The sequence below is a fragment of the Citrobacter amalonaticus genome, assembly GCF_037053465.1.
Taxonomy (GTDB): domain Bacteria; phylum Pseudomonadota; class Gammaproteobacteria; order Enterobacterales; family Enterobacteriaceae; genus Citrobacter_A; species Citrobacter_A amalonaticus_H.
In genome coordinates this window covers 274,535-288,688 of record NZ_JBALIF010000005.1, presented here as the reverse complement: position 1 = coordinate 288,688, position 14,154 = coordinate 274,535, and the positions used below count along the sequence as shown (strand labels likewise).

Genomic DNA, 14,154 nt, shown 5'->3' with positions numbered 1-14,154 from the left:
GGTAACCATGTTATTGCAGTTGCGCGGCGAGCAGCGGCCAGCGAGCGTCAAAATCGTCTGTTGGACGATACTTGAATTCGCTGCGTACAAAGCGCGACAGCATACCTTCACAAAAAGCGAGAAGCTGGCTTGCTAACAGCGTTTCATCTGTTACAAAGCCTTCCCCTTCGCGCATTCGCTTTTCCCGCAGAACCTGGCGAATTTGCGCCTCAATGCGTTCGAACAACTGGTTAATTCGCCCTTGCAGACGATCCTGTTCAAACATTAACGCATGCCCGGTCAGGATCCGCGTCAGGCCAGGATTTCGCTCACCGAAGCCCAGAATCAACAACACAATCAGACGCAGACGCGCGTACGTGTCTTTTTCATCTTTCAGTATTAAATTGATACGCGTGATCAGGCTGTCTTCGATAAACTCGATCAGGCTATCGAACATGCGAGTTTTGCTGGGAAAGTGGCGATACAACGCCGCTTCGGAAACGCCGACAGAAGCTGCCAGTTTTGCCGTTGTGATGCGTTGGCTTCCATCGCTTGATTCCAGCATCAGCGCCAGAGACTGAAGTATTTCCTCGCGACGATTCCTTTTCGCAGTTTGTTTTTCTGCCATGTTACAAAATACCCCTGAAAATAAGCACTTGCCAGGCGAGCATCCACGCTATGACCGCAAACCCAGGTTTGCGGTAATGTTATGACTTATTGGGATGCGTAAATGTCTTATTTACGACCAGAATGGCCGAAACCGCCTTCACCACGATCGGTGGCGTCAAACTCTTCCACCAGATTAAATTCGGCCTGCACAACCGGAACAAAGACCATTTGCGCGATACGTTCGCCTGGTTCAATGGTAAAGCTGTCCTGACCACGGTTCCAGACAGATACCATCAACTGCCCTTGATAATCGGAGTCAATCAGCCCCACCAGGTTTCCCAGTACGATACCGTGTTTATGGCCGAGCCCGGAGCGCGGCAGAATAATGGCAGCCAGAGAGGGATCGGCAATATGGATAGCCAGCCCGGTTGGCAACAGCGTTGTTGCGCCTGGAGCCAGTTCTACGGCGTCATCGAGACAGGCCCGCAGGTCAAGTCCGGCGGAACCGGAGGTGGCATACGTCGGTAGCGGAAATTGCTTACCCACACGCGGGTCCAGAATCTTAACGTCGATTTTTTTCATCATAACGGGTCACGATCTCGTCGAGTAATAATTGGCCCAGGAGTGCTTTACGTTCAAGCGGTAAGACTTTATCTCCATCCTGCCAGAAAAGGTGCAATGCATTGTTGTCGCTGTTAAAGCCTTGTGTTGAAAGCGAAACATCGTTCGCACAGATCAAATCAAGGTTTTTACGGAGACGTTTTTGCCGGGCATATTCTTCCACATTATTCGTTTCCGCGGCAAACCCAACGACATAGGGACGATGGTCTTTAAGTGCCGCGACCCCTGCGATGATGTCGGGGTTTTTAACCATTTTTACTGTTAATTCATCGCCCTGTGTCGCCTGCTTTTTAATTTTTTCACTGGCGACTACGGCCGCCCGATAGTCTGCGACAGCGGCACAGCCAATAAAAATATGTTGCTGCTGCACGGCAGATTGCACGGCCTCTTCCATCTCCAGAGCGGTCATGACATCAATACGCTGCACGAATGGCGGGGTAGGTAATGCCACCGGACCGGATACCAGTGTCACGTTTGCGCCACGACGGGCAGCCGCTTCGGCGATGGCAAAACCCATCTTGCCGGAGCTGTGGTTGGAAATATAACGCACCGGATCGAGCGGTTCACGCGTTGGACCCGCTGTAATCATGATTTTCAGATGTTGCAGATCGTTGACAGGGGCGAAATGCGCCGCGGCCATGTCGACGATGGTTAAAGGATCCAGCATACGGCCCGGGCCAATGTCGCCACATGCCTGGCTACCGCTATCTGGTCCCCAGATGAGCAATCCACGGGAGGACAACACTTCCAGGTTATGTTGGGTGGCTGCTGCCCGGTACATTTGCTGATTCATCGCGGGTAAGACGGCGACAGGGGCGGGGGTGGCCAGGCAAATCGTAGAGACCAGATCGTTTGCCATACCTGCCGCAACACGCGCAATCAGATCCGCCGTGGCAGGAGCAAGAATCACCAGATCGGCCCATTTCCCTAACTCAATATGGCCCATTGCGGCTTCTGCTGCGGGATCCAGCAGACTATCGGATACGGGGTATCCGGAAACCGCCTGTAAGCTGAGTGGGGTAATAAATGCTTTAGCCGCCTCGGTCATTGCCACACGGACATCGGCACCGCGTTCACGCAGGCGACGCACCAGTTCAGGGGCTTTGTAGGCAGCAATACCGCCGCTGACGCCGAGAACGATTTTTTTACCGGCCAGACCCATCATGATCTTTCCTGTTGGATGTCATCAGAAGGCGGACATTTTATCACAATCCGTAAAATGTCGTGTGTTCACCCGTAAATCACTTTGCGAGGCGCTACGCAGGAGTAGAAATTGTGCGTCGATTACCTTTAAAGGCTATGCCACCCTGCTTTCAGGCCTAAGGAGGTGTGGGATGAACACGGTTGAGCGCTTATTACCAAGAGAAAAACTGCTGGCGCAAGGGGTCGAGACGTTAACAGATGCTGAATTGCTGGCGCTTTTCTTACGCACCGGCGCGTCCGGGAGAGATGTGTTTACGCTGGCAAAGGAGATCCTGGAACATTTTGGTTCTCTGCGCAGTTTGTTGACGGCGGATTATTCACAGTTCAACAGTGTAACGGGGATTGGCGTGGCAAAATATGCGCAGCTAAAAGGCATTGCTGAACTGGCCCGGCGCTATTATGACGTACAAATAAAGGGGGCGAATCCGCTGCTCAGTCCGGAACTGACACGAGACTTTTTGCACAGCCAATTTGTGGAGGAGGCGCGGGAGGTTTTTATGGTTATTTTTCTCGATGCTCAACACAAGGTCATAAAGCACAGTCGCCTTTTTTCCGGCACGCTAAGCCATGTTGAGGTTCATCCACGCGAAATTATTCGCGAAGCGATAAAAATCAATGCATCAGCGGTGATCCTTGCGCATAATCACCCGTCAGGCTGTGCAGAGCCGAGTAAAGCGGATAAACTCATCACCGAGCGTGTCGTAAAATGCTGTCAGTACATGGATATCCGTGTGCTTGATCATCTTGTCATTGGACGTGGAGAGTACGTTTCTTTTGCAGAACGCGGTTGGATTTAACGCACTTTGCGCGATCCATCGGGATCTTTGTCTGTTCGGGACTTGAGCACATCGCTGACTCAGCGTATACTACGCCACCTTTGAGAATCTCGGGTTTGGCATTTGGGCCTGGCAATCGAGTGTTCACTTAGACACACAATGATTCAAGTTGCGTCAAGCATTCTGAATGATGGTGTGTAGAACCGCGATGACCGGGCTGTAAAGCCTGACGAGGCGCCGATACCCCATACGAAGCTCGAGCTAATTTGATTTTTGGAGAATAGACATGTCCCGAGTCTGCCAAGTTACTGGCAAGCGTCCGGTGACCGGTAACAACCGTTCCCACGCACTGAACGCGACTAAACGCCGTTTCCTGCCTAACCTGCACTCTCACCGTTTCTGGGTAGAGAGCGAGAAGCGTTTTGTCACCCTGCGTGTATCTGCTAAAGGTATGCGTGTAATTGATAAGAAAGGCATTGATACAGTTCTGTCTGAACTGCGTGCCCGTGGCGAAAAGTACTAAGTACTTAGAGGAAATAAATCATGGCTAAAGGTATTCGTGAGAAAATCAAGCTGGTTTCTTCTGCTGGTACTGGTCACTTCTATACCACCACGAAGAACAAGCGTACTAAGCCGGAAAAACTGGAACTGAAAAAGTTTGATCCAGTTGTCCGTCAGCACGTTATCTACAAAGAAGCGAAAATTAAATAATTCTCGCTTTGTTGTAATGAAAAACCTCGCTTCGGCGGGGTTTTTTGTTATCTAAGCGTCCCCATATTAGTGAGACCTGATATCCAGCCGGAGACGTTATGCCTGAATTACCTGAAGTGGAAACCAGCCGCCGCGGTATTGAACCGCATCTGGTCGGGGCAACCATTCTGCATGCAAATGTGCGTAATGGGCGTCTGCGTTGGCCGGTGTCGGAAGAGATCTACCGTCTGAGCGACAAACCGGTGTTGAGCGTTCAGCGTCGGGCAAAATACCTTTTGCTGGAGCTGCCCGATGGTTGGATCATCATCCATTTGGGGATGTCGGGGAGCTTACGGATTCTTCCCGAAGAGCTACCCGCGGAAAAACATGACCACGTTGATTTGGTGATGAGTAACGGTAAAGTGCTGCGTTACACCGATCCTCGTCGCTTTGGCGCATGGCTCTGGACGAAAGAGCTGGAAGGGCACAACGTGTTGGCGCATCTCGGCCCGGAACCGCTGAGCGATGATTTTAATGGCGAGTATCTGCAACAGAAGTGTGCGAAGAAGAAAACGGCGATTAAACCCTGGCTGATGGATAACAAGCTGGTGGTGGGTGTCGGGAACATCTACGCCAGTGAATCGCTGTTTGCCGCCGGTATTCATCCTGACCGGCTGGCCTCGTCCCTGTCACTGACGGAATGTGAACTGCTGGCGCGGGTGATAAAGGCCGTTTTACTGCGCTCAATAGAGCAGGGCGGGACAACGCTGAAAGATTTCCTGCAAAGCGATGGCAAACCGGGCTATTTTGCGCAGGAATTACAGGTGTATGGTCGAAAAGGAGAGCCGTGCAGAGTGTGTGGAACGCCGATTGTTGCCTCAAAACACGCGCAACGTGCGACGTTCTATTGCCGTCAGTGCCAGAAGTGATGCGTCGATAAGAAAGGGTTATTTGAGCTTATCCATCAATGCCTGGTGGATATTCGCGGGCAGAAAGTGCGTGACATCGCCCTGATGACGGGCCACTTCTTTGACCAGCGAAGACGAGATAAAGGACCACTCCTTTGAAGGCATCAGAAATACGCTTTCAAGCTCAGGCATTAAATGGCGATTCATATGGGCAAGTTGCATCTCATATTCAAAATCCGCCACGGCGCGTAAACCACGAATCAGTATGTTTGCCTGTTGCTCGCGGGCAAAATTTGCCATCAGATCGCTAAAGCCCAACACCTCAACCCCGGGCAAGTGCGCAGTGGCCTGCTGTGCCAGCGTAACGCGTTCATCCAGTGTAAACATCGGTTTCTTACCGGGACTTGCCGCAATGGCCAGAATGACATGGTCAAACATCTGCGTGGCACGTGTGATGATATCAATATGGCCGTTGGTCAACGGATCGAAAGTGCCTGGATAAATCGCCCGTTTTTGCATAACAGCCCTCAATGCGTTTTCGGTGGCAGATAAGGTTCAAGCAGTTGCAGCAGGCGCTGGAGCGCACCCTGGTTTTGATAGAGTACTTCAACTGCGTGACGACCATAGAAATTACGATAATCAGCATCGGTCAGTAAAGAGGAAACCTCTTTGGCAAGGCTGGTCACATCCGTGACCGTAATCAGACCGCTGGCCTGTTCCAGACGTGCGCAGATATCTTTAAAGTTAAAGGTGTGCGGTCCCATCAACACCGGAATAGCGTGCGCCGCCGCTTCCAGCGGATTATGCCCGCCACGTTCAACCAGAGAGCCGCCAACAAACGCGAGATCGGCAATCCCGTAAAGTAGCATCAGTTCGCCCATCGTATCACCGACAACCACTTGCGTACTGGATGAAGGGACTTCACCCGAAGAACGGGTGGTATAGCTGAGACCGGCATCACGCACGAGATTGATCGCATCAGGAAAACGTTCCGGATGGCGTGGCACAAGGATGAGCAGCAGGTTCGGAAACTGGTGCAACAATGCCTGGTGAGCGGCGATAACAATGCTCTCTTCACCGTCATGTGTGCTGGTTGCAATCCACACCGGGCGATGCGGTGCCCACTGGCGGCGGAGCGTCACCGCCTTCGCGGCGAGCTGTGGGGTAACGGAAATATCGAACTTAAGGCTGCCGGTGACGGTCACCTGATTATTCTTCGCGCCTAACGTCACAAAGCGCTGACCGTCTTCTTCATTTTGCGCTGCAATTAGCGTAATACGACGCAGGATCCGGCGGATAAATTTACCCAGCTTCGCATAGCCTTGGGCGGAGCGGGCGGAGAGACGCGCATTGGCGATGATCAGGGGAATATGACGTTTATTCAGCGCGGCAATCAGGTTTGGCCACAGCTCAGTTTCCATAATCAATACCAGTTTGGGGTCAACCTTATTCAGGAAACGGCCCAGAGCATCGGGTAAATCATAGGGAAGATAAACATGCTGGACATCGCTGCCGAAGGCGGATTGAACGCGCTCGGAACCGGTCGGTGTCATGGTAGTGACGGTGATCGGCAGGTCGGGATAGCGATGACGCAGAGCGCGAACTAACGGGATGGCCGCCAGTGTCTCACCAACAGAAACGGAGTGGAGCATGATTCCGCCCGGTTTCAGGGGGCGGCGGTAAAATCCGTAGCGTTCACCCCAGCGTTTACGGTAGGCCGGGGCCTTACGTCCGCGCACCCAAAGCCGTATCCAGATCAAGGGCTGAATAAGGTAGAGAAGGGCGGTGTAAAGCAATTCGAGCATAGTAAATAGCTGACTTGTGGATGTGCTGGGGATTCTATGTATTTAGCTGAGGCTTTACCATTACTTTTCCTGTTTTTGACTTAAATAGCTTTAAGTACGACTAACGTCGGCAACCCTGCACAGATTTTTTGCATTTTTATGCTATTTATTGATTTTTATCGTCCTTGCCTTTGTTTCCAGCATACAGTGGTCATACAAAGTATAGTGGTTTAATGAATATCAGTTTGATTTAAATAAGAAATATCCAAAGTATGCTTATAATTTATTCGAGTCGGATCGCTGCGAAAGAAATGATACACTAGCGCGTAAAAATCAGTACGGTATCAGTAATCAGGTAGCTGTTGAGCCTGGGGCGGTAGCGTGCTGTTTTCTGCTTAACTTTACCGGACAATCACAACAAAAGAGTCGCGTGTGGAAAAGCCTTTTCGAAAAATTCTGGTTATCAAAATGCGTTTCCACGGGGATATGCTTTTAACCACCCCCGTTATCAGTACGCTGAAGCAGAATTATCCTGACGCCAAAATTGATATGCTGCTTTATCAGGATACGATACCTATCTTGTCTGAGAACCCTGAAATTAATGCGCTTTATGGCATCAGTAATAAAGGGACGGGAGCAGCAGATAAAATTAAAAATGCGCTTTCGCTGATTAAGACCTTACGCGCCAATCATTATGATCTGGTTATCAATCTTACCGATCAGTGGATCGTTGCACTGATTGTTCGTTTTCTGAATGCAAGGGTCAAAATATCCCAGGATTTTGCCAACCGGCAGTCTGCATTCTGGAAACAGAGTTTCACGCACCTTGTTCCCTATTCCGGTGAACATGTCGTTGAACGTACGTTGTCTGCGCTTAAACCGCTTGAGCTGGAACATATTGTCAGTAAAACGACGATGAGCTATCGCCCGGAGCACTGGGCGAATATGTGTCAGCAACTTCAGCGACTTAGTGTCTCTCGTCAATATGTGGTGATTCAACCTACCGCAAGACAGCTATTTAAGTGCTGGGACAACGATAAATTTTCTCGCGTCATCGATGCCCTGGAGCATCGTGGTTACCAGGTGGTGCTGACGTCGGGTCCGTCTGCTGACGATTTAGCCTGTGTGGAAGAGATTGCACAGGGGTGTAAAACGAAACCGATTACCGGGCTGGCGGGTAAAACGCGATTCCCTGAATTAGGCGCATTAATTGATCATGCTGCCCTCTTTATTGGCGTCGATTCTGCGCCGGGCCACATTGCTGCTGCGGTTAACACGCCAGTGATCTCTCTTTTTGGCGCAACTGACCACGTATTCTGGCGCCCATGGACCGACAATATTATTCAGTTTTGGGCCGGAGACTATCAGGCGATGCCAAAGCGTTCTGAACTGGATCGTGACAAAAAATATATGTCCGTTATTCCCGCTGAAGATGTGATTGCCGCAACTGAAAAAATGTTGCCGCAGAATGCGCAAGTTATCGAAATGGATGCGCCGGTATGATTGTCGCTTTTTGTTTGTATAAGTATTTTCCGTTCGGTGGATTACAACGTGACTTTATGCGTATTGCGCAAACCGTTGCCGCTCGCGGTCATCAGGTTCGGATTTATACGCAATCCTGGGATGGCGAATGCCCGGATGATTTTGAGCTGATTCGCGTGCCGGTTAAATCGCGGACCAATCATGGACGCAATGCGGAATATTATGCCTGGGTGCAGGCACATTTGCGCGAACATCCAGTGGACAGGGTTGTGGGCTTTAACAAGATGCCTGGCCTGGATGTCTATTTTGCTGCTGATGTCTGTTACGCCGAGAAGGTTGCGCAAGAAAAAGGTTTTTTCTACCGTCTGACATCCCGTTATCGCCATTATGCGGCGTTTGAACGGGCAACGTTTGAACAGGGAAAATCGACGCAATTACTCATGCTGACGGATACGCAAATCGCGGATTTTCAGAAACATTATCAAACCGAAGCTGAGCGTTTTCATATCCTCCCGCCGGGAATTTATCCGGACAGAAAATACAGTGCGCAAATTCCGAATGCCCGGGAACGATATCGCGAGAAAAACGGCATCACAGAGCAGCAAAATTTATTGTTGCAGGTGGGGTCTGATTTTACCCGTAAAGGCGTGGACCGCTCGATTGAAGCGCTGGCTTCATTGCCTGAGGCATTACGACATAACACGATTTTGTATATTGTCGGGCAAGACAAACCGCGAAAATTTGAAGCTCTGGCGGAAAAACGCGGTGTGCGAGCAAATGTGCATTTCTTTTCCGGACGCAATGATGTGGCGGAGTTAATGGCTGCCGCCGATTTATTATTGCATCCGGCCTATCAGGAAGCTGCGGGTATCGTTTTGCTTGAGGCGATAACTGCTGGTTTACCTGTTCTGACCTCTGCGGTATGCGGGTATGCGCACTACATTGCGGACGCAAACTGTGGCGCAGTCATTGAAGAACCCTGGCGACAGGAAGCGTTGAACGATATTTTGCGTAAGGCGCTTACACAGCCGTCATTACGTACCGCATGGGCTGAAAATGCGCGGCATTATGCCGATACGCAGGATTTATACAGTCTGCCGGAAAAGGCGGCGGATATCATAACAGGTGGTCTGAATGGTTGAATTAAAAGAGCCGTTAGCCACGTTATGGCGCGGAAAAGATGCGTTTGAGGAAGTTAAAACGCTGCAGGGCGAAGTTTTCAGAGAGCTGGAAACTCGTCGGACGCTGCGATTTGAACTGGCAGGGAAAAGCTATTTTCTCAAATGGCACCGTGGCACGTCTCTCAAGGAGATCGTAAAAAATCTACTCTCGCTGCGTATGCCGGTTTTAGGTGCGGACAGAGAGTGGAATGCCATTCATCGCCTCCATAATTTGGGGGTGGATACAATGCACGGCGTTGGGTTTGGTGAAAAAGGTCTGAATCCACTGACCAAAACGTCGTTCATCATTACCGAAGACCTTACGCCAACTATTAGTCTGGAAGACTATTGCGCAGATTGGGCCACCAATCCTCCCGACATAAAAGTGAAGCGAATGCTCATTGAGCGCGTTGCGACAATGGTGCGTAACATGCATGCGGGCGGTATTAACCATCGCGACTGTTATATTTGCCACTTCCTGCTGCATTTACCGTTTAATGGCCGTAAGGATGATTTAAAGATCTCAGTTATCGATTTACATCGTGCGCAGATTCGTTCACGTGTTCCACGTCGCTGGCGTGACAAAGATCTGGTCGGTCTCTATTTTTCGTCACTGAATATCGGTTTGACGCAACGGGATATCTGGCGGTTTCTGAAGGTTTACTTTGGCGAGCCTTTAAAAGTCATTTTGCGCAAAGAGGCGGGTTTACTCTCACACGCTGAAACAAAAGCAGTGCAAATAAAAGAGCGAACGCAGCGTAAAGGGTTGTGATTTTCACTTTTTATCTGAATATTATAAAAACACTGCTGGTGTGACGTTACATGACTGTCTATTTTATAAACTGGAAAGCCGATTATGAACTGAAAATGATCGACTACTTACGTCAACATTATCAGGTCATTAATCTGCCCGTTCCCTCCCGTTATGTCTGGATAGCCAAAAAATTGAGAAAACTGGGTATCAGTACAGACTGGCTGGGTAAATTATTTATCAGAAATCACCTGAAAAATCTAAAATGTAATGATATTTCGGTATTTAATGATAGTGTTATCAGTAAAGGCATTACACCACAAATCATTAATAATCTAAAATGCAAGAAAGTCCTGTTGTTGAGAAATTCGGTAGGTGCATCTTTTATTCATAAGCATAAAGATTCTTTTGATCTGATTTACGATTTCGAAAATAAACAAAATGAAACTGAAAAAGTAAAATATCTGGATCAATTTTTCCCTGTTGGTCTTAATGAAATATCCCATTTTGTATCTGAGGAGAGAAAAAACAGACATATAATCTGTTATTTTCTTGGTAAAGATAAAAATCGGTTGAGTACATTAATGCCGTTGGCAAAAAAATTACTGTCATTTGGTGCTGTTTTAGATTTTAACATTGTCAGAGATAATACAACGAACGATGATTCAGCTTATCTGATAGACAATCCATTATCTTATAAAGAAAATCTAAATCGTGCATTAGCATCGGATATTATTGTTGATATTACACAAGAAAATCAATCCGGTTGGACGCTGCGTATTTTGGAAGCTTTGTATTTTAATAAGAAGGTAATCACAAATAATAAGTCTATCCTGAACTCTGAGATATACACAAAGGAACGCTTCTTTATCCTTGATGTAGATATCTGGGACGAATTTGATTATTTTATTAATTCTCCAAAAACGCCTGTTCCACAAGATATTCTTTACAGATACAGTCCAGAACATATGCTTGAGGAAATTAAGAAAGCATTCAGATAAAATGATTTCCATAACAACTCCTCATTTTAAATACAAAACAATAACCCATTATGAAAATTGCATTTGTAGGTGAAGCGGTCTCTGGTTTTGGTGGCATGGAAACGGTTATTCGGGATGTTATTCATAATTTCCAGACCGAACATGCTGAAATATCTTGCGAGATGTTTTTCTTTTGTCGACACGACAAAATGGATAAGGCATGGCTGAAAGGAATTGATTATACATGCTCTTTTTCTAACATCCGTCTGGGTTTTTTTCGTAGGGCAAAGCATATTCATGCTTTTAGCCAATGGTTAAAGAAAACAAAGCCTGATGTGGTGATCTGTATCGATGTGTTGTCCTGCCTGTTAGCCAGTAAAGCGCGGGAAAAATCTGCTGTAAGTTTTGTGCTTTTTTCATGGCCACATTTCTCATTGGATCATAAGAAACACGCAGAGTGCATCACCTGGGCGGATTATCATCTGGCAATCAGTAGTGGTATTAAAGAACAGATGATGGCAAGGGGCATTGCCGACCAGAATATCACAATCGTTTATAATCCGGTTTCAAGAAAAACGGACATTATCCCGCAGCCCAAAGATTCTCAACCCGCAGTCTTTCTTTACGTGGGGAGGATGAAGTTTGAAGGTCAAAAAAGGATTAAGGATTTACTCGATGGCTTATCCCGCGCCGAAGGGGAATGGCACTTACATGTGATAGGCGATGGTTCAGATTTTCAAAAATGCCAGGATTATGGTCAGGAGCTGGGTATCGCTGATTGCATTACCTGGCACGGATGGCAGATTTCTCCCTGGGAGGTTGTAAAGCACGACATTAAGAATGTCTCAGCGTTACTACTGACATCGTCATTCGAAGGTTTTCCTATGACTTTACTGGAGGCTATGTCCTATGGCATCCCATGTATTAGCTCTGATTGTATGTCAGGTCCGCGAGATATGATCAGACCTGGAATTAACGGGGATTTGTACCCGCCGAACAATATTGACCATTTTACCCTTCTTCTCAATGAAGTTATCGCGGGTAAAAGGAAATACAATAATAATATAATCCCAGCAACGATAGATAATTTTTATAATGAAGTCTATTTTAAAAATTTAAAAAGCGTAATTTTTTCAAAAATTAATAAGTGATCACTATGACTGAAAAGTATTTTGAAGAAAAGGTCATTCAACAGACTTTAGATTACAACTATGCAGGACATAGTGACGTTGAACATTTTAATATCGCCTATGGCATCGACAAGAACTTTCTTTTTGGCTGTGGGGTGTCAATTGCATCAATTTTAATTGCTAATCCAGATACACCTTTTGCTTTTCATGTATTTACTGATTCATTCAGTGATGAAGAACAAAAACGGTTCAAAGCGTTAGCAAAGCAATATGCCACCCGGATTGTTGTCTATTTAGTTGACTGTGAACAGCTAAAATCGTTGCCGAGCACTAAAAACTGGTCCTATGCAACGTATTTCAGATTCATCATCGCCGACCATTTCGCCGATAAAACAGATAAAGTGCTTTACCTGGATGCCGATATAGCGTGCAAAGGCAGCCTACAGGAGCTAATCGATCTCCAGTTTGCTGAACATGAAATCGCAGCCGTGGTGGCTGAGGGGGAGACGGGCTGGTGGACAAAGCGTTCAGTCAGTCTTGCAACGCCGGGTCTGGTTTCGGGTTATTTTAATGCCGGTTTTTTGTTAATCAACATACCTCGCTGGTCTGCTGAATCTATTTCGCGTAAAGCCATTGAAATGCTTCGCGATCCGGATGTTGTGCAGCGTATCACCCATCTGGATCAGGACGTACTGAATATGCTATTGGTCGGTAAAGCGCGTTTTGTCGACAAAAAATTCAATACCCAGTTCAGCATCAATTATGAATTGAAGCCGGATGTTGAAAATCCTGTTACTGAGAGCACGGTTTTTATTCACTATATTGGACCGACTAAACCCTGGCATCAATGGGGAGATTACCCTGTTGCACAATGTTTTCTGAACGCGAAAAAGTTGTCGCCCTGGTGTAATGCTGAATTGTTAAAACCAAAAAATAGTCACCAACTACGTTATGCAGCAAAACACATGTTTAATCAGAAGAAATATTTTTCTGGTATGGCAGATTATTTACTTTACTTTAAAAGTAAAATTGTCAAATAAAAATAATTATAGGTGATGCAGTGGACTCATTTCCTGAAATAGAGATATCAGAATATAAAACTTTTGATGAGCGTTCTGATAAAAATGGTAATGCATTAAATATCTCTTATGGAATCGATGAGAACTATCTCGATGGCGTTGGGGTATCTATTACCTCGGTGTTAATCCATAATAAAATCAATGTCGCATTTCATATCATCTGTGATCATTATACAAATAGTTTTGTCGAGAAAGTTGGAGTACTGGCAGCTCAATATAAGATTAAAATTTCCTTGTATCTTATTAATGTCACTTGCCTTGAAGCATTGCCGAAAACACAAGTCTGGTCGCGAGCCATGTACTTTCGACTGTTTGCTTTTGATTATTTGAATCATAAAATTGATAAATTACTTTACCTCGATGCTGATGTGGTTTGCAAAGGTCCATTGGATGAACTACTGCACCTGAACATAAATAACATTGTTGCGGCAGTGGTAAAAGATGTTGATTCTATTCAAGCCAGAGTAAATGAGCGGTTGCCATCTTTTAATCTTCAGGGACGTTATTTCAACTCTGGTGTCGTTCTGGTTAATCTACAGCAATGGGCTGAAAACAAACTCACTGCAAGAGCATTATCATTATTGACAGGCAAGGACGGTAATGCCACATTCTTTAAATACCCTGATCAGGATGTATTAAATATTTTACTTATTGATAAGGTTTATTTTTTACCTCGCGAATTCAATACAATTTATACGATAAAAAGCGAACTAAACGATAAGACACATGAAAAGTATCGGGATGTAATCCATGCTGATACTAAATTAATTCATTTTACAGGAGCCACTAAACCATGGCATGCCTGGGCAAATTATCCCTCTGTTATCTATTACAGGAATGCGTTAGTTAAATCACCATGGAAAGATGTGCCTGGCAAAGATGCGCGAACGATGGTTGAGTACAAAAAAAGATATAAACATCTTTTGGTTCAGAAGCGTTACTTACATGGCATTATCGCGGGTGCAGCTTACCTCTATCGAAAAATTCTGGCGAAATAATATC

Annotated in this window: 16 protein-coding genes; 11 read left to right on the top strand and 5 right to left on the bottom strand. The window is 46.6% G+C overall.

Annotated elements, in window-relative coordinates:
* Positions 1-10: 10 nt before the first annotated feature.
* The 3 genes from slmA to coaBC form a co-directional block, all read right to left on the bottom strand.
* Complete coding sequence (gene slmA / locus WB371_RS11030) at positions 11-607, bottom strand: nucleoid occlusion factor SlmA (RefSeq protein WP_336220102.1); 597 nt, start codon at positions 605-607, stop codon at positions 11-13.
* 107 nt (positions 608-714) lie between these two features.
* The gene (gene dut / locus WB371_RS11025; protein ID WP_336220101.1) at positions 715-1,173 is read right to left on the bottom strand and encodes a dUTP diphosphatase; all 459 of its coding nucleotides are present in this window, start codon (positions 1,171-1,173) and stop codon (positions 715-717) included.
* Positions 1,151-2,371: a bifunctional phosphopantothenoylcysteine decarboxylase/phosphopantothenate--cysteine ligase CoaBC gene (gene coaBC, locus WB371_RS11020; protein WP_336220192.1), complete on the bottom strand. Its 1,221-nt coding sequence runs from the start codon at positions 2,369-2,371 to the stop codon at positions 1,151-1,153. Before coaBC ends, dut begins: the two co-directional genes overlap by 23 nt.
* A 172-nt stretch (positions 2,372-2,543) precedes the next feature.
* Here coaBC and radC point away from each other — a divergent pair, with 172 nt between their 5' ends.
* From radC to mutM, 4 genes are all read left to right on the top strand, one after another.
* Positions 2,544-3,209 carry a RadC family protein gene (gene radC / locus WB371_RS11015; RefSeq protein WP_336220100.1) on the top strand — a complete coding sequence of 222 codons (666 nt, stop codon included), beginning with the start codon at positions 2,544-2,546 and terminating at the stop codon, positions 3,207-3,209.
* Positions 3,210-3,474: 265 nt separating this feature from the next.
* Positions 3,475-3,711 (top strand): 50S ribosomal protein L28, encoded by a 237-nt coding sequence (rpmB, locus tag WB371_RS11010; RefSeq protein WP_002436699.1) that lies wholly within the window; start codon positions 3,475-3,477, stop codon positions 3,709-3,711.
* Between the two features lie 20 nt (positions 3,712-3,731).
* A complete protein-coding gene (gene rpmG, locus WB371_RS11005) occupies positions 3,732-3,899 on the top strand; it encodes a 50S ribosomal protein L33 (protein ID WP_001051798.1) in 168 nt (55 codons plus the stop codon).
* 98 nt (positions 3,900-3,997) lie between these two features.
* Positions 3,998-4,807, top strand: coding sequence for a bifunctional DNA-formamidopyrimidine glycosylase/DNA-(apurinic or apyrimidinic site) lyase (gene mutM, locus WB371_RS11000; RefSeq protein ID WP_336220099.1), 810 nt, complete (start codon positions 3,998-4,000; stop codon positions 4,805-4,807).
* 18 nt (positions 4,808-4,825) lie between these two features.
* Here the strand turns inward: mutM and coaD are convergent, their stop codons facing one another.
* Complete coding sequence (gene coaD, locus WB371_RS10995; protein WP_336220098.1) at positions 4,826-5,305, bottom strand: pantetheine-phosphate adenylyltransferase; 480 nt, start codon at positions 5,303-5,305, stop codon at positions 4,826-4,828.
* Positions 5,306-5,313: 8 nt separating this feature from the next.
* The gene (waaA, locus tag WB371_RS10990; RefSeq protein WP_336220097.1) at positions 5,314-6,591 is read right to left on the bottom strand and encodes a lipid IV(A) 3-deoxy-D-manno-octulosonic acid transferase; all 1,278 of its coding nucleotides are present in this window, start codon (positions 6,589-6,591) and stop codon (positions 5,314-5,316) included.
* Between the two features lie 411 nt (positions 6,592-7,002).
* Here waaA and rfaQ point away from each other — a divergent pair, with 411 nt between their 5' ends.
* From rfaQ to WB371_RS10955, 7 genes are read left to right on the top strand one after another with little or no spacing between them, the layout of a single operon-like run.
* Positions 7,003-8,073, top strand: a complete 1,071-nt coding sequence (gene rfaQ, locus WB371_RS10985; protein ID WP_336220096.1) for a lipopolysaccharide core heptosyltransferase RfaQ — start codon at positions 7,003-7,005, stop codon at positions 8,071-8,073.
* Positions 8,070-9,194 carry a glycosyltransferase family 4 protein gene (locus tag WB371_RS10980; RefSeq protein ID WP_336220095.1) on the top strand — a complete coding sequence of 375 codons (1,125 nt, stop codon included), beginning with the start codon at positions 8,070-8,072 and terminating at the stop codon, positions 9,192-9,194. The genes rfaQ and WB371_RS10980 overlap by 4 nt, the downstream gene beginning before the upstream one ends.
* The gene (gene rfaP, locus WB371_RS10975) at positions 9,187-9,984 is read left to right on the top strand and encodes a lipopolysaccharide core heptose(I) kinase RfaP (protein ID WP_336220094.1); all 798 of its coding nucleotides are present in this window, start codon (positions 9,187-9,189) and stop codon (positions 9,982-9,984) included. The genes WB371_RS10980 and rfaP overlap by 8 nt, the downstream gene beginning before the upstream one ends.
* A gap of 50 nt (positions 9,985-10,034) precedes the next feature.
* Positions 10,035-10,964: a lipopolysaccharide biosynthesis protein gene (locus WB371_RS10970; RefSeq protein WP_336220093.1), complete on the top strand. Its 930-nt coding sequence runs from the start codon at positions 10,035-10,037 to the stop codon at positions 10,962-10,964.
* 50 nt (positions 10,965-11,014) lie between these two features.
* Complete coding sequence (waaB, locus tag WB371_RS10965) at positions 11,015-12,094, top strand: lipopolysaccharide 1,6-galactosyltransferase (RefSeq protein WP_336220092.1); 1,080 nt, start codon at positions 11,015-11,017, stop codon at positions 12,092-12,094.
* Positions 12,095-12,099: 5 nt separating this feature from the next.
* Positions 12,100-13,113, top strand: coding sequence for a lipopolysaccharide 3-alpha-galactosyltransferase (waaO, locus tag WB371_RS10960; RefSeq protein WP_336220091.1), 1,014 nt, complete (start codon positions 12,100-12,102; stop codon positions 13,111-13,113).
* 20 nt (positions 13,114-13,133) lie between these two features.
* Positions 13,134-14,150 (top strand): glycosyltransferase family 8 protein, encoded by a 1,017-nt coding sequence (locus tag WB371_RS10955; protein WP_336220090.1) that lies wholly within the window; start codon positions 13,134-13,136, stop codon positions 14,148-14,150.
* Positions 14,151-14,154 lie beyond the last annotated feature (4 nt).

Excerpts from the sequence above, each read along its gene's own strand:
- rfaP (WP_336220094.1), top strand. The coding sequence starts at position 9,187 with ATGGTTGAATTAAAAGAGCCGTTAGCCACGTTATGGCGCGGAAAAGAT.
- slmA (WP_336220102.1), bottom strand. The coding sequence starts at position 607 with ATGGCAGAAAAACAAACTGCGAAAAGGAATCGTCGCGAGGAAATACTT.
- mutM (WP_336220099.1), top strand. The coding sequence starts at position 3,998 with ATGCCTGAATTACCTGAAGTGGAAACCAGCCGCCGCGGTATTGAACCG.
- WB371_RS10980 (WP_336220095.1), top strand. The coding sequence starts at position 8,070 with ATGATTGTCGCTTTTTGTTTGTATAAGTATTTTCCGTTCGGTGGATTA.
- radC (WP_336220100.1), top strand. The coding sequence starts at position 2,544 with ATGAACACGGTTGAGCGCTTATTACCAAGAGAAAAACTGCTGGCGCAA.
- WB371_RS10970 (WP_336220093.1), top strand. The coding sequence starts at position 10,035 with ATGACTGTCTATTTTATAAACTGGAAAGCCGATTATGAACTGAAAATG.
- rpmB (WP_002436699.1), top strand. The coding sequence starts at position 3,475 with ATGTCCCGAGTCTGCCAAGTTACTGGCAAGCGTCCGGTGACCGGTAAC.
- coaD (WP_336220098.1), bottom strand. The coding sequence starts at position 5,305 with ATGCAAAAACGGGCGATTTATCCAGGCACTTTCGATCCGTTGACCAAC.
- waaA (WP_336220097.1), bottom strand. The coding sequence starts at position 6,591 with ATGCTCGAATTGCTTTACACCGCCCTTCTCTACCTTATTCAGCCCTTG.
- rpmG (WP_001051798.1), top strand. The coding sequence starts at position 3,732 with ATGGCTAAAGGTATTCGTGAGAAAATCAAGCTGGTTTCTTCTGCTGGT.
- dut (WP_336220101.1), bottom strand. The coding sequence starts at position 1,173 with ATGATGAAAAAAATCGACGTTAAGATTCTGGACCCGCGTGTGGGTAAG.
- waaO (WP_336220091.1), top strand. The coding sequence starts at position 12,100 with ATGACTGAAAAGTATTTTGAAGAAAAGGTCATTCAACAGACTTTAGAT.
- coaBC (WP_336220192.1), bottom strand. The coding sequence starts at position 2,371 with ATGGGTCTGGCCGGTAAAAAAATCGTTCTCGGCGTCAGCGGCGGTATT.
- waaB (WP_336220092.1), top strand. The coding sequence starts at position 11,015 with ATGAAAATTGCATTTGTAGGTGAAGCGGTCTCTGGTTTTGGTGGCATG.